Origin of the sequence: Chitinophaga sp. NPDC101104, assembly GCF_050277495.1 — a bacterium.
In the GTDB taxonomy this organism is placed as follows: Bacteria; Bacteroidota; Bacteroidia; order Chitinophagales; family Chitinophagaceae; genus Chitinophaga.
This window is the reverse complement of record NZ_JBNNSF010000001.1, coordinates 3,450,320-3,464,698: the sequence shown is the minus strand read 5'-3', so window position 1 is coordinate 3,464,698 and position 14,379 is coordinate 3,450,320. Positions and strand designations below refer to the sequence as shown.

Genomic DNA, 14,379 nt, shown 5'->3' with positions numbered 1-14,379 from the left:
ACGTTATTCTTCCTAACTGAACGATGTAAGTAGAAACGCGCCACGCTACATGGAGACAACAGTGAATATGACCAAATGGGTACAGGACTGCTATAGTTCCTACAGCGCGCATTTCATCAATATGGGGCTGCGGCTGGGTTTCGGGAGAGACGAGCTGGGCGATATCGTTTCCCAGTTTTTCCTGGACCTGCTGGAAAAAAACATCGATCCGCAAAGTATTCAACATCCCAAAACATATCTGTCCACCGCCTTCCGCCGCAAACTGGTCGACCATTATCGCGGTACCCGGCAAGTCCCGAAAGTCTGCGACGCCGGCGTTGCGGAATCCTTTCCCGTTCCCTCCATCCAGGATACGCTGGAAGCGGTACAGTCCAACTCCGAACTGATCTCCAAAATCCGCAAGGCGTTCGATAAATTACCGAAACGCAGCCGGCAGATCGTGTACATGAAATATTACGAGGGGCTGTCGACCGACGAGATCGCCCTGCGCACGGGCCTCGAAAAAAGGACGGTTTACAACCAGCTGCACGAAGGCATCAAGTTCCTACGGAAAGAGCTGAGCGCCGGGGCGCCGGGCATCCATCTCTCTTCCCTTCTTTCCCTACTTCCTTTACTGTAAAAAAAGGTTAAAATTTTTTTCGCGAAAACCGGTAAATCGGCATTCGCCTTCCGTCTATTATGGAAAGGCCACGTTTTATGCCCATGGAATATACTACCGAAGAGCTGATCATCAACGATTCATTCATCAATTATTGTTTAGGCAGGAATGCGGAAGATATCCTTTTTTGGGAAGAGATGGCCCATGCCCGGCCAGACCTGGCGCTCCGCATGCAGGAAGCCGCGGAGATCGTGCTGGGGCTGCATATCATGCTGCAACGGGAAGCGCGCGACGGCATGGATGAAAGCCCGTTCGAGACGGAACGGCGCAGCCCTTTCAGGCGGATATTGCCTTACGCCGCCGCTGTAGCCGCCGCGGCGCTGGTAGGCTGGCTGGTCTGGGGGATGACGGTCCGGCATGGCGGGATGCAGCAGGACATGGCTGCCCTGGGCAAGGGAACGAATGGAAAAGAAATCGCGCACACCTATGTGACGCAGCGGGGAGAACGCCGGTTCTTTGTGCTGCCAGACAGCACCCGCATTTATCTTGGCGCGGGGTCGGAACTCCGGCTGGCGGAAGGTTTTGCGGCGTCGAACCGCGAAGTGCATTTGAGCGGGGAAGCGCTGTTCGATGTGCCGGCCCATGCGGAATTGCCGTTTATCGTCCATAGCCAGGGGCAGGACGTAAACGTGCTGGGCACCCTGTTCAACGTAAAAGCCTATCCTGAAGAAGCGGTCATCGAAACCTCGCTGATCCGCGGTAAAGTGGAATTGGTATTGCCCGGCAGCACGCGCCGCTGGCCGCTGATGCCCAACCAGAAAATGATCGTCAACCGAATGGGCGGCGATCCGGGGATCATTGGCGGAAAGTCCGGGAAACTGGTGCTGCTGCCGCTTTCATATAGCGCCAAAGACAGCGCCGTGATTGAAACGGTTTGGGCGAAAGGGCGGCTCGAAATCGTCAATGAATCGTTCGCCGACATCCGCAAGGAACTGGAAAGATGGTATAATGTAAATATCGAGATAAAAGACAAGGCAGTGGAAGGCTATACGTTCACGGCCACATTTACGCATGAGGACATAGGAGAAATACTGAAGATTCTGCAGCAAACTTATTATTTCAATTACGAGATTTCAGGTAACAAGATCACCATTACCAAGTAGGCAAAAATAAAAATGGAGAAATGGATTCCGGCCATTCCTCCATGGTTCCAAAACAGGACAAGATTTCCTGGCGGGAAAGCTATGTCCATATTTTATCAAAATAAACCAAGATCGAAGGTATGAAAAAAATGCCTGTGTTTACCAGTCCGCCGTTACCACGGTGGCGGATCCAAATTTTGCGTATTATGAAAATCTGCGGCATGCTCATGTTGCTCACCGCCCTTCAGCTATCGGCGAAAACTTTTTCGCAAGACAGGCTGAACGTGGATTTCAGGGAAAAGAAACTCGCGGTTGCGCTTAAAGAGCTCGAAAAACGAACGGAATACCGGTTCGCCTTCAGCAACCAGGTCATCTCAGACAACCTGCGGGTGACCGTTTCCGCCAAAGATATGTTCCTGGAAGACGTGCTCCGGCTCATGTTGAGCAATACCGGCCTGGATTTCGAACTGCTGGACAATAAGCTGATCGTTATCCGCTCCGCCGGCAGCCAGCTCGCCTTCCTCACCGTGAAGGGCCGTGTTACCGACAGCACCGGCACTCCCCTGCCAGGTGTGACCATTGCCGCTGGTAAAGGCATAGGTACCACCACCAATGAAAACGGGGAGTACCAGATCTCGGTAGACGGAAACGGCCAACTGACCTTCAGCTACGTCGGCTTTCTCCCGCAAACCGTGACGGTGAATGGGCGGAGCACGATCGATGTGGTGCTGCGATCGTCGGTAGACCGCCTGTCTGACGTGGTGGTGATCGGTTACGGCAACACCACCAGGCGCAAGCTGAACAGCGCCGTGAGCACCCTGTCTATGGATAACGTGGCTTCGCTGCCGGTGCAATCCATCAACGACGCCATCGCAGGGCGCGTACATGGTGTGATCGTGACCCGCAGCAGCGGCGCGCCGGGCGTGAAAAGCGCCATTTCCATCCGCGGCGGCGGCACGCCGTTGTTCGTCATCGATAACATGCTGCGCTCGCAGAACGATTTCGAGAACCTCAACCCCAACGATATCGAGACCTATTCCGTGCTCAAAGATGCCGCTGCCACGGCCATCTACGGCGCACGCGGCGGTAACGGGGTTATCCTCATCACCACCAAAAAAGGAAAGGCCGGCCAGGTGAACATCAACTATTCTTATAACACGATCTTCTCCCAGCCTACCCTTTTCCCGAAGAAAATGGGGTCGTACGACAACCTGAAAGCCATTAACGACGTCTATATTGCGGAAGGCAAAACACCGCCCACGCACGATACCACCCTGCAGTTTTACAAGGACCAGTCCAAACCGTTCATTTATCCCAACACCGACTGGCAAAAGATTGCATTGAAAGACTTTGCGAGCGAGCAGCGCCATGATCTTTCCCTGAGCTCCGGCACCAAGCTGCTTACCTATTATGCGTCCGGTTCCTATTATCACCAGGGTACCAATCTGCGGACAGACAATAACTACAACGACCGGATCACTTACCGCCTCAATACCGTCAGCGAATTCGAAAAGATCCAGCTGAAGGTAACCACGGGCATCGATGGTTTCGTGGAAAAGAACTCCCTTCCTAACTCCTCTACAGGCAATGGTTACGGAGCGCTGTACTCCCACATCCAGAATAAAAGGCCTAACCAGCTCGCTTATAATGAATTCGGGCTTCCGTCGATCAACACTACAGACAACCCGGCCGTGGAACTTTCGCCGCTATCGGGTTATTCCCGGAATACTTCGCGCGTGTTCAACGGCATCCTCGGGTTCGACTGGGAGGCGCTGTTCCTGAAAGGGCTGCACTTCAAGGCGAACGGGAACTACAACATGTGGAACTCCATGAGCAAATCCTGGAACGCCACGGCGCCCTCGTACACCAACGGGAGCACCACGCCGCTGCTGGGCAACCCGCCTTCCCTGACTTCCGGTCGCGGAGACGGCAGCACCCTGCTGCTGCAGGGTTTCGTGACCTACAATACGACCTTCAAAGGCCACAATATCGAAGCGATGGCGGGCTATGAGCAGGCCAACGACAAAAGCGGATCGCTGTCGGCCACCCGCCAGCGTTACCAGCTGATGTTCGACCAGTACGTGGCAGGGCCTACCGTAGACCAGCTGGCGAACGGTTCTGAATCAGAAAGCGCGCGTGCAGGCTGGATCGGCAAGCTGGGCTGGAATTACAATAACAAATATTACTTGAACGGGACCGTGCGCTACGACGGGAACGACCTGCTGCCGAAAGAAAAGCAATGGGGCACGTTCTATGCATTCGACGGGGGCTGGTCGTTGCTGGAAGAGGATTTCCTCAAAGGGGTACGCGACCGCAAGTACCTCGATTACCTGAAGCTGCGCGGGTCTTATGGCCTTACGGGCACGCTCGACGGTATCGGCGCCTTCCAGTACGTGCCGGGCTACAACGTGAACGCCAACGCATGGGTGCTGAATGGCCAGCCGATGCAGGGCTCCTCCGAGCCGGGATCGCTGCCCAGCACCAACTTCTCGTGGTACAGCATCCGCAGCCACAACATCGGTATGGACCTCGCTACGCTCGATAACCGCCTGACCGGCGCGGTGGATTATTTCTACATGCGCACCACCGGCTACGTAACGGGCGATACCAGGTATTCCGCCACGCTCGGCATCGGCCTGCCGCCGGTCAACTTCGACGATGGCGCGATGCGCCGTGAAGGATGGGAATTCAACCTGACCTGGAACGACAGGATCGGCAAAGACTTCACGTACAAGGTGGGCCTGAACTTCACGAAGTTCGACCAGCTGTGGGAGCGCGCCATCGAGGATACGACGGCGATGAAGAACCCCTATACCCGGTCTTCCGGCCAATCGGCGTTCCTGCAGCAAGGCTACTATAACAGAGGGTTTTACCAGCATAACAGCGACCTGTTGTACGGTGCACGCAGGATTTCGTCGATCAACACCGTGGCCGGCGATCTCGCCTATGAGGATACGAACGGCGATGGCAAGATCGACGGCTCCGATTTCCGGAACCTCGGCAGCAATACGTTCCCGCGGATCAACTACGGCGTAACGCTGGACCTCGGGTATAAGGGCATTACGCTGAGCGCGGTGGTGATGGGCTCCGGCCCCCGCGACCGGTACCTCGGCGACGTGATCCAGGGCTCCTCGGCACAGGGGATCCTGGTGTACGACTTCCAGAAAGATTACTGGAGGCCCGACAATACAGACGCGCGATATCCCCGCCAGGTTTCGGCCAGCGGCGTGAACGGAGGGAACAACTATACCGCAAGCGATTTCTGGATCCTCCAATCCCGGTTTACCCGCCTGAAATACCTGCAGCTGGGCTACGATCTCAAGGAGCGCCTCCTGCGCCATACGGCGGTCCGCCAGTTCAGGGTGTTCCTTTCAGGTACCAACCTGCTCACGATCTCCAACAGCAAAAAATATTTCATCGATCCGGAATCCGATACCAACAACTATGGATATCCCATCCAGCGGACGTTTGCGCTGGGCGTGAATGTAGGTTTCTGATAGTCTGTGCCAGTTAAAAACATCAACATGAAGAAGAATACCATTACCACTTTTACCATATTATCGCTGCTGGCGGCAGCGCCGGCCTGTAAGAAGTCGCTCAATACGCAGCCGTTCGACAAGATCAGTGAAGACGTGATCTGGAGCACCAAAGCCAACGCGGAAACATTCATCTTTTCGACCTACGGCATTATGAACAGCTTCGCCAGCGGCCCCGGTACCGATCCTCGGACGACCAACACCCTTGGTTTCGACGGGATTTACGGCGGTGCGGAAGCCATTTTCACAGAAAGGACGGACCGCAATACGGACCAGGGTTTCAATAACTGGAGCGCCATCCGCAGGTGCAACCAGATCATCACGAAAGTCGGTGAGTCCGCCAATATTTCCGCGGCCGACAAAACCGCGCTCATCGCGGAAGGGAAATTCCTCCGTGCCATGTCGTACTTCAACGTGGCGCGCAGCATCGGCCGGATCGTGTGGATCGACAAGCTGCTGAAGCCTGAGGATGACCTGAAGCTCCCCAGTACGGCGAATCCCACGGAAACATACGCCCTCATCATTAAGGACCTGGAAGACGCCATTGCGGGCCTGCCCACGGCCAAAGTAGCCGGCCGCGCGAACAAATACGCCGCTGCGGCCCTGCTGTCGGAAGTGTGCCTCCAGGCGCTGGCGTATAAAAACTACCCCGCCGCACCGGCCATACAGACCAACGATCCCCTGCTCGATAAAGCCATCGCCAATGCGCAACTCGTGATTAACGAGGGTGGCTATACGATGGAGCCTGATTATGGTGGCATGTTCAACGAAACGAAAGCCACTTCCGGTGAGATCATTTTCGGCATCTACCGCAAATCGATCAACACGAACGTCGACGGTACGCCCATGCAGCTGTTTACGCCCAATATCAACAACGACCGCGTAAACCAGTATGGCGGCAGTCCCGCGCTGAATTCCAACACCGTTTTCGAAGCCTGGGTGCAGCACGGCCCTTCGCAGAACATCGCAGACGAATACCTCGTGAAAGACCAGGCCGATCCGTCGAAAGCCCTGCCCTGGGATAAAACTTCGCAGTACCTCGCGGCGATCAACGAAGGCGTGGCCATTCCCACAGATAAAATTCCCCAGGCCGGCGGCGAAACCGCGGTGAAAACCGGGATGATCAAAGCAGGCAGCACGGAAACGGTATGGACGCTGACCAACACCGGCCGCGACGCCCGCTGGAGGGCTTCCATCATCAGCGATTCCACCGACAGGCATTACGGCGAACTGCTCACCACCTGCATCAAAGGAAATGCGACCCGCTGGATGAAGATCAACGGCATGGCATATTATGTGAGCCTGTCGAACATGTACTGGCGGAAAGGGATGTACACCAACGTGTCGCCCCGCCCCTACGTCGGCATCCCCACGGATTACCATTACGTGGTGACGCGCCTCGGCCGCGTATACCTCAATCTCGCGGAAGCTTACCTGTTAAAAGGCGACGTGCCCAATGCCGTGGCCGCTTTCAATAAAACCCGCGACGTGCATGGCAAATTGCCCCTATCTGCCGCTACTACTGCCGCGGAAGCCTGGAAAGACTATAAAAGGGAAAGAAGGGTCGACCTGGTGATGGAGAACGATTATTACTGGAGCCTCCTGCGCTGGGGCCGTTACGGCGGCAATGCGAACCACGGCAACGTGGCGGGCGGGACCATCCCCGAGCTGACGGAAGTTCCGCGCGTGATGGACATCAGCAAAGACAGGACGGCATTTTCCATCGTACAAGGGCCGTTCTACAGTTCCAACAACGTGCGCAATTTCGATAACACGCGGCGGTACCTGTTCCCCATCGCACAGGGGTACCTGGACCAGAACCCGAAATTCGGCCCGCAGAATCCTAACTGGTAATCAATCCCGAAAAAAGAATCGATCATGAAAAACAACCGACTCATATGGCATGCAGGATGCATGGTGATGCTACTCTTTATGTTGACTTCCTGCCTGAAAAAAGACCTGCCGGAATATCCGCTGTGGGACAAGAATGAAATCGACAACGTATACGTGGAGCACCGGTTCGAAAGCGGCCAGGTGTACAACGGCCAGCCCGTGGTGGCCTACCAGCGCCTGACCGTGGCCAGCAAAACGGTGGACGCGGCCACGAACACGATCAACATCGTGCTGACGGTGCCCGCCGCCAACGGTTCCTTTACGGATGCCGAACGGGCGAAAGTGAGCATCAACAAGCTCTGGGTGTATTTCGATATTTCTACGGCCGCCACCATGCAGGGAACCGGTGGTACCCCGCGCCCGGGAGACCCGGCCAACGCGTCGAAACCGCTGACGTATGAAGTGACGGCCGCCAACGGCCAGAAAAAAGCCTGGACCGTCAACCTCAGTTTTTAAAATATGTTCACTGTAATTTGATAAGCAACGGGGTCGCCTCATGTCTATGAGGCGATTCCTTTTAGGTGATCTACCTGAATCCTAATGTAATGATGAATAAAAATGAAAAACCCTCCAGTTTTCACTGGAGGGTATCTTTTGTGACCGCGTCAGGATTCAAACCTGAAACCTTCTGATCCGTAGTCAGATGCTCTATTCAGTTGAGCTACGCAGCCATTCCGTTTGTATTGAACGGGATGCAAATGTAGGGAAGTTTTTCATTTCTGCAAATCTTTCTCCCGCTTTTTTTCAGCAATTTACATTTTACAATTACTTTTGACGGCAGTAACAAAACGCTGAAACCCGTGAAAATACAGCTTTGGAGCATAGGTAAGGAAAATGATGCGTGGATCGATGAAGGGATTAAAATATTCCGGAAAAGATTGCAGCACTACACCGATTTCGATATCAAACTGATCCCGACGGTGAAGCAGGCGGCGAGCCTTTCGGTCCCGGAACTGAAAAAACAGGAAGGAAAGATCATTCTCGATATGCTGCAGCCGCAGGATTATCTCCTCGCGCTCGACGAGCGCGGAAAAGCGTTCAGTACCCTGCAACTGGCGGATTTTCTCCGGCAGCGCAACAATGCCGGCACGCGCCAGCTCATCGTGCTGATCGGCGGGGCTTTCGGGATCGATGCCGCGGTGCTGCAACGCGCCAATGTGCAGATGTCATTGTCCGACCTGACGTTCCCCCACCAGATCGTCCGCCTTATCATGACCGAACAGCTCTACAGGGCGTATACCGTCCTCAATAATGAGAAGTATCACCATCAATGATTATATTTACGGATTAATTACCGTCCAGCTTATGAGCATTACCCTCATCATCATCGTTATCACTTCCCTCGTTTCCATTACGACCTTCACCCGGCCGGGAGACATGGAGAAGCTCAGTTTCTGGCCTTACCAGGTGAATCACCGCAACCAATATTACCGTTTCTTCACCTCCGGTCTCGTACACCGCGATTTCATGCACCTGTTCTTCAACATGCTGTCGCTGTATTTTTTTGGGGACTATATTTCCTTCTATTTCGAAAGGGTGCTGGGCAGTGTGTATTACTTCCCGCTGCTGTACGTGCTGGGCCTCGTACTACCCGACGTAGCGAATTATTTCAAGTATAAGGACGTATACGGTTACCAGTCGATCGGCGCATCCGGCGCGGTGTCTGCCGTACTGTTTTCCTGCGTGCTGTTCGACCCCTGGCAGAAGATCGGGCTGTATTTCTTCATCCCCATGTGGTTCATCCTTTATGCCGTGCTGTACCTGGTGTATTCGGCGTACATGTCTCGCCGCGGGGGCGACGGGATCGACCATAGCGCGCACTTCTGGGGAGCCGTGCTGGGCCTGGTGTTTCCCATCGTCATCAAGCCTGCCGTGTTCATGTACTTCCTGCAGCGCCTGCTCAATCCCTGATCAGCGGGTTGTTTCCATTTTCAAAACGAGTATCTGCTCCGTATGTTCCGTCACGCGGAAACGGTGGTCCAGGCGCATGCCCATCACCCACACGATCCGTTTGTCCGATTCCAGCACCCACACCTTTTCCTTTTCGGGAAGGGATAGTTTCTGGTCGATGAACAGGCGGCTGAGCTTTTTCTTTTTATTGAGGCCGAGCGGATAGCAGTAGTCGCCCGTTTTCCATTTGCGGACCATGAGCGGGAACGAAAGTTCCGAGGCGTTGAGGTACGCCACATCCGCGTCCGCGGGAATGGGGCGGCCATCGTATTTTTCTTCGCGCAGCGTGATGCGGAAACCCGGAAGCAGCACTTCCCGCTGGCCCGCTTCGATGAGGAAATGCGCGGAAAGGTTTTCCTCCAGGGGCGTAATGATGAGCCATTTGCGGTCGCGGACGATACGGTGCGTGGCGGTGGTGACGAACTTGCCGGGGCCCGCTTCCAGCAGGTGTATGGCTTGCGCGGCCAGGTGGGTATTGCACCCGAAGGGCTTGAGCAGTTCGTACGCGATGGTAGCCAGGGGGCGTACCTGTTTCAGTTTCAGCACGGGGATGAAATACTCCTCCCCTTTTTTCTCCACGAGTTTTTTCCGATACCCTTCCACCGCCTGCTGATATAGCATTTCCGCTTCCCGGAAACGCTGAATGGACGCGCCCGTCTGGCGCACCACGTCCGGATACGCTTCCCGCAGCGGCGGCAGCACATGATGCCGGATATAGTTCCGCGTGTACTTATCGGATGCGTTGGAGCTGTCTTCCACGAAAGCCAGTTGCTCCGCCATCATATATCCTGCAATATCTTCCCGCGTGGCGAAAAGCAGCGGCCTAATGAGCGCGCCCTGTTTCGGCAGGATGCCGTGGAGGCCGGAAATCCCCGTTCCTTTGGACAGGTTCATCCAGAGCGTTTCCACGCCGTCTTGCATATGATGCGCCGTGGCAACGGCGTGCAGGCCGGCCTGGATGCGCAGTTCCTCCAGCCAGGCGTACCGCAGTTCCCGCGCGGCTTCCTGGATGGAAAGCTTCCCGGCGGATGCATATTCGTTTGTGTCGAAATGTTTGACATGAAAAGGGACGTTCAGTTGGGCGGCGAAGCGGCGGACGAAGGTTTCGTCGCGGTCGGATTCTTCGCCTCTCAGCCGGAAGTTGCAATGCGCGATCTGGATGGGGATGCCGGAGGTGTACAGCAAGTGTGCGAGCGCCACGGAATCGGCGCCTCCGCTTACGGCTACGAGAAGTGTGGCGCCGGCAGGCAAGATGGATTCGCGGTCCATGAACGCGCGCAGGGCGGTGCGGAAGCTCGCGGCGTCGAAGGGGTTAAAGGTCTTCATGGGCGGCCTGGAGTTCGTTGTAAGCGTGCATGTCGCGCTGCTGGCGGGCGATGTCCATTCCCTTTTCGTACGTGGCGGCGGCGGCGTCCCGTTCGCCGAGGCGCTCGAGCACTTTCCCGAGATGGAAGTACGAGCCTACGTAGCCGGGGTCTGCGGCCAGGAGGGCTTCGAACGTGGCGCGGGCGGCCGCGTCGTCGTTGATCTTCACGTATTCGAGGGCCAGGGCATGACGCAGGAAGCTGTCTGCCGGGGCGCTTTCAAGAAATGATTTTATTTGTGCGATTTTGTCCATGCGGTCGATTTCTAAGCAATATGTTAAACGTATCGTGGCTGCTGATGGCTGAACCCCTAAATCCCATATATTTGTAAATACTGCATTTTTCACCAAAACCAGTAAACGGATATGAAGATCTTAGTATGTATCAGTAAAACGCCCGACACAACTGCAAAAATAGCTTTCACGGACAATAACACGAAATTCAGTGAGGCGGGAGTGCAGTTCATCATCAACCCGTACGACGAGTGGTATGCACTGGTAAGGGCGCTGGAGTTGAAGGAGACCCTGGGCGCCACGGTGCACCTGATCACCGTGGGCGGTGCCGATACCGAAGCCGTTATCCGTAAGGCGCTGGCACTGGGGGGCGACGAAGCCTTCCGAGTGAATGCCGATAGCCAGGACAGCTTCTACATCGCTTCGCAGATCGCGGCGGTGGCCAGACAGGAACAATACGACATCATATTTACCGGTAAGGAAACGATCGATTATAACGGTTCTTCCGTGGGCGGCATGGTAGCGGAACTGCTGGGCCTGCCATTCGTTTCCATCGCCAGCAAACTGGACGTGAACGGTACTACCGCCACGCTGAAACGGGAGATCGAAGGCGGTGAGGAAGTGGTGGAAGTGAGCCTGCCGCTGGCGCTGAGCGCACAGAAAGGCATGGCGGAAGCGCGTATCCCCAATATGCGCGGTATCATGGCGGCGCGGACCAAGCCCCTGAAGGTAGTGGAGCCCGTTGCGGTGGATGCTTTGACCTCCATCGTATCGTTCGAGCTGCCCCCGGCGAAGGCGGGCGTGAAAATGATCGCGGCCGACCAGGTGGAAGAGCTCGCCCGTTTGCTGCACGAAGAAGCCAAGGTGATCTAAGGCCTACCCTTTCCATTCATTCATTACCAACAAAAAAAGAAGAAAATGTCAGTCATCATATTTGCCGATCAATTCCAGGGAAAAGTTAAGAAATCAGCGATCGAAGCCGTGCAGTACGGCGCCCGAATCGCGCAGCAGCTGGGCATTCCGGCGGTTGCGGTAGCAGTCGGGGAAATCGATAATGCGGAGCTCGCGGCACTGGGCCAGTACGGTGCGTCGAAAGTATTGCATGTGGCGGATGCGCGGCTCAACGAGCCCGAATCCGGCGCGGTTACGAAAGTTATGGCGGAAGCCGTTGGAAAAGAAAACGGATCGGTGATCGTGTTTTCGCACAACTTCGCGGGCCGTTCCATTGCGCCGCAGCTGTCGGCCAAACTGAAAGCGGGCTTCGTGGCGGGCGCCATCGGTATGCCGGATACTTCGGCAGGTTTCGTGGTGAAGAAAAACGTGTTTTCCGGGAAGGCTTTCGCGAACGTGAATATTACTACCGACAAGAAAATCGTATCCGTGATGCCGAATACCTTTTCGTTGAGCCCCGGCAGCGGCAGCGCTTCCGTGGAGGCGTTCGCGGCGGGTTTGAGCGATGCGGATTTCCGGATTAAAACGCTGAAAGTGGAAACCGTGAGCGGCGAAGTGCCGTTAACGGAAGCCGAGATCGTGGTGAGCGGCGGCCGTGGCCTCAAGGGCCCCGAGCACTGGGGGATCGTGGAAGATCTCGCGCATGCGCTCGGCGCGGCTACCGCATGCAGCCGCCCGGTGGCCGACGCCGGCTGGAGGCCGCATCATGAGCACGTGGGCCAGACCGGTTTTACCGTGCGCCCCAATCTCTATATCGCCATCGGTATTTCCGGCGCTATCCAGCACCTGGCGGGCGTGAACGGCAGCAAAACCATCGTCGTGATCAACAAAGACCCCGAAGCGCCGTTCTTCAAAGCGGCGGATTACGGGATCGTGGGAGATGCGTTCGAAGTGGTGCCGAAGCTGACCGAAGCTGTAAAGAAATATAAAGGGAATTAATGATAATGTGCTGACTGCCGCCCGTTCGTACAGCCGCAGCCGGAAAATAAAACCGGCTTCCTGCGCGAACAGCGGCAGTCACGCTTTTTCTATATCGAATATTTTTCTAACTTCACGTCTTATACACGTTTAATTGTGAGCGCTTACGCATAATGACCGTATGAGAAAAATAGAATTGGAAATAGTCGCACTGTCGCACAGTATAACACAAACCCATTCTTATGCCGTTGTACTTGGAGAAGTGAACGGATTGAGAAGGCTTCCCATCGTGATCGGAGGGTTTGAAGCGCAAGCTATTGCGGTGGCGTTGGAAAAAATGCAACCCAGCCGCCCGTTGACCCATGATCTTATGAAAAACTTCATGAATGCGTTTAATATTGAGCTGCATGAAGTGGTGATCAGCAATCTCCAGGAAGGTATTTTTTACTCGAAGCTGGTTTGCTCCAATAACGACGATACCATCGAGATCGATTCGCGGACTTCCGACGCTTTGGCCCTGGCCGTGCGGTTCGGCTGCCCGATCTACACATACGAGAACATTCTCAACAGCGCCGGCATTTTACTGGACGACCCCGGTAAGAAAACCACCAAAGCGGCCGGCACGCCTTCCATTTCCGAGCATGAAAAAGGCACGGAAGACGATCTGAAGGCCCTGAACCTCGAGGAGCTGAACACGCTGCTGCAGGAGGTTTTGGAGCAGGAAGACTACATCCGCGCCATCGCCATCCGCGACGAGATCAACAGCCGTAAAAGCAAATAACCGGAAGTGATCGTTTTTCCCAATTGCAAGATCAACCTGGGCCTGCACATCCTGCGGAAGCGGGACGATGGTTTTCATGACCTGGAAACCGTGTTCTATCCCCTGCCCGTCCGCGATGCGCTGGAAGTGATTACCGCGCCTGCACTGGCTTTCAGTCAGTCGGGTATCGCCATTCCCGGTGAAGCGGCAGATAACCTTTGCATGCGGGCTTACCAGTTGCTGAAGGCCGATTTCCCCGAATTGCCCGCAGTGCATATCCATTTGCACAAGGTGATCCCTACCGGTGCGGGTTTGGGCGGCGGATCGGCCGACGGTGCCTTTACCCTGACATTGCTGAATACGAAATACAACCTGGGGCTGGACGAGGCCCGGCTGATGGGTTATGCCGCGCAGCTGGGGAGTGACTGCCCGTTTTTCATCCGTAACCAGGCGAGCCTGGGGCAAGGGCGTGGCGAGATCCTTTCGCCTTTCCAGGTAGACCTTTCCCGGTACTCTTTTTTGCTGGTGCATCCCGGTATCCATGTGAACACGGGTTGGGCGTTCGGGCAACTGCGGCCGGGAGCGCCGGAAGTGCCGTTGTCGGCCATTGACTGGAAAGACGTAAGCAGCTGGAAAGGGCGTTTGACGAATGATTTTGAGGCGCCGGTCTTTACGAAACATTCGGAGATCGCTGCGATACGCGACCGGATGTACGATACAGGTGCGGTTTACGCGAGTATGAGCGGCAGTGGATCGGCGGTGTACGGGATTTATGAAGCGGGGAATGTGCCGGACCTGAAGTGGAAGGAAGGGTATTTTGTGTTTAGGGGATGATGGGTAGGAATTGTTCCAGGTTATAATGGATGTGGTCGGTTACCAATGGTAACCGATTTGTGTTTTGGGAGGGTGCATAGATACTGGCAACCGGAAAGGCGTCTGGAGTTGGAGGAGAATGGCTGGTTTTGGCTTCACCAGGTGAAGCGCCGCCGGAAAAATTGCATTGGATGCAGGTCCCGGATGGCGGGGATGATTGG

13 protein-coding genes and 1 tRNA gene are annotated in these 14,379 nt (G+C 55.3%); 11 read left to right on the top strand and 3 right to left on the bottom strand.

Annotated features, from left to right (window positions below):
- The first annotated feature begins 49 nt into the window (after positions 1-49).
- The 5 genes from ACQKLP_RS13835 (at position 50) to ACQKLP_RS13815 (ending at position 7,625) form a co-directional block, all read left to right on the top strand.
- On the top strand, positions 50-619 hold the full coding sequence (locus ACQKLP_RS13835; RefSeq protein ID WP_427323336.1) for an RNA polymerase sigma factor: 570 nt from the start codon (positions 50-52) through the stop codon (positions 617-619).
- Positions 620-696: 77 nt separating this feature from the next.
- Positions 697-1,761 (top strand): FecR family protein, encoded by a 1,065-nt coding sequence (locus ACQKLP_RS13830; protein ID WP_427323335.1) that lies wholly within the window; start codon positions 697-699, stop codon positions 1,759-1,761.
- A gap of 185 nt (positions 1,762-1,946) precedes the next feature.
- Positions 1,947-5,237: a TonB-dependent receptor gene (locus ACQKLP_RS13825; protein ID WP_427323334.1), complete on the top strand. Its 3,291-nt coding sequence runs from the start codon at positions 1,947-1,949 to the stop codon at positions 5,235-5,237.
- A 27-nt stretch (positions 5,238-5,264) separates the two neighbouring features.
- The gene (locus ACQKLP_RS13820) at positions 5,265-7,130 is read left to right on the top strand and encodes a RagB/SusD family nutrient uptake outer membrane protein (protein ID WP_427323333.1); all 1,866 of its coding nucleotides are present in this window, start codon (positions 5,265-5,267) and stop codon (positions 7,128-7,130) included.
- Positions 7,131-7,154: 24 nt separating this feature from the next.
- Positions 7,155-7,625: a DUF5018-related domain-containing protein gene (locus ACQKLP_RS13815; RefSeq protein WP_427323332.1), complete on the top strand. Its 471-nt coding sequence runs from the start codon at positions 7,155-7,157 to the stop codon at positions 7,623-7,625.
- A gap of 141 nt (positions 7,626-7,766) precedes the next feature.
- On the opposite strand, the gene ACQKLP_RS13810 is transcribed toward ACQKLP_RS13815, so the two are convergent.
- Positions 7,767-7,840, bottom strand: a tRNA-Arg gene (locus ACQKLP_RS13810).
- A gap of 129 nt (positions 7,841-7,969) precedes the next feature.
- On the opposite strand from ACQKLP_RS13810, the gene ACQKLP_RS13805 reads away from it, so the two are divergent.
- A complete protein-coding gene (locus ACQKLP_RS13805) occupies positions 7,970-8,443 on the top strand; it encodes a 23S rRNA (pseudouridine(1915)-N(3))-methyltransferase RlmH (protein ID WP_427323331.1) in 474 nt (157 codons plus the stop codon).
- Positions 8,421-9,080 carry a rhomboid family intramembrane serine protease gene (locus ACQKLP_RS13800; protein WP_427323330.1) on the top strand — a complete coding sequence of 220 codons (660 nt, stop codon included), beginning with the start codon at positions 8,421-8,423 and terminating at the stop codon, positions 9,078-9,080. Before ACQKLP_RS13805 ends, ACQKLP_RS13800 begins: the two co-directional genes overlap by 23 nt.
- Here ACQKLP_RS13800 and tilS read toward each other — a convergent pair whose 3' ends face one another.
- Together tilS and ACQKLP_RS13790 are read right to left on the bottom strand one after the other, a co-directional pair.
- Positions 9,081-10,445 carry a tRNA lysidine(34) synthetase TilS gene (gene tilS / locus ACQKLP_RS13795; protein WP_427323329.1) on the bottom strand — a complete coding sequence of 455 codons (1,365 nt, stop codon included), beginning with the start codon at positions 10,443-10,445 and terminating at the stop codon, positions 9,081-9,083.
- Entirely contained in the window at positions 10,432-10,737 is a 306-nt protein-coding gene (locus ACQKLP_RS13790) for a tetratricopeptide repeat protein (protein ID WP_427323328.1), read from the bottom strand. The genes tilS and ACQKLP_RS13790 overlap by 14 nt, the downstream gene beginning before the upstream one ends.
- A gap of 111 nt (positions 10,738-10,848) precedes the next feature.
- Between ACQKLP_RS13790 and ACQKLP_RS13785 the strand changes: the two genes are divergently transcribed.
- The 4 genes from ACQKLP_RS13785 (at position 10,849) to ispE (ending at position 14,179) form a co-directional block, all read left to right on the top strand.
- Complete coding sequence (locus tag ACQKLP_RS13785; RefSeq protein WP_427323327.1) at positions 10,849-11,589, top strand: electron transfer flavoprotein subunit beta/FixA family protein; 741 nt, start codon at positions 10,849-10,851, stop codon at positions 11,587-11,589.
- Positions 11,590-11,634: 45 nt separating this feature from the next.
- Positions 11,635-12,606, top strand: a complete 972-nt coding sequence (locus ACQKLP_RS13780; RefSeq protein WP_427323326.1) for an electron transfer flavoprotein subunit alpha/FixB family protein — start codon at positions 11,635-11,637, stop codon at positions 12,604-12,606.
- A 160-nt stretch (positions 12,607-12,766) separates the two neighbouring features.
- Complete coding sequence (locus ACQKLP_RS13775; protein WP_427323325.1) at positions 12,767-13,366, top strand: bifunctional nuclease family protein; 600 nt, start codon at positions 12,767-12,769, stop codon at positions 13,364-13,366.
- A 6-nt stretch (positions 13,367-13,372) separates the two neighbouring features.
- Entirely contained in the window at positions 13,373-14,179 is an 807-nt protein-coding gene (gene ispE / locus ACQKLP_RS13770; protein WP_427323324.1) for a 4-(cytidine 5'-diphospho)-2-C-methyl-D-erythritol kinase, read from the top strand.
- The last annotated feature ends 200 nt before the right edge of the window (positions 14,180-14,379 follow it).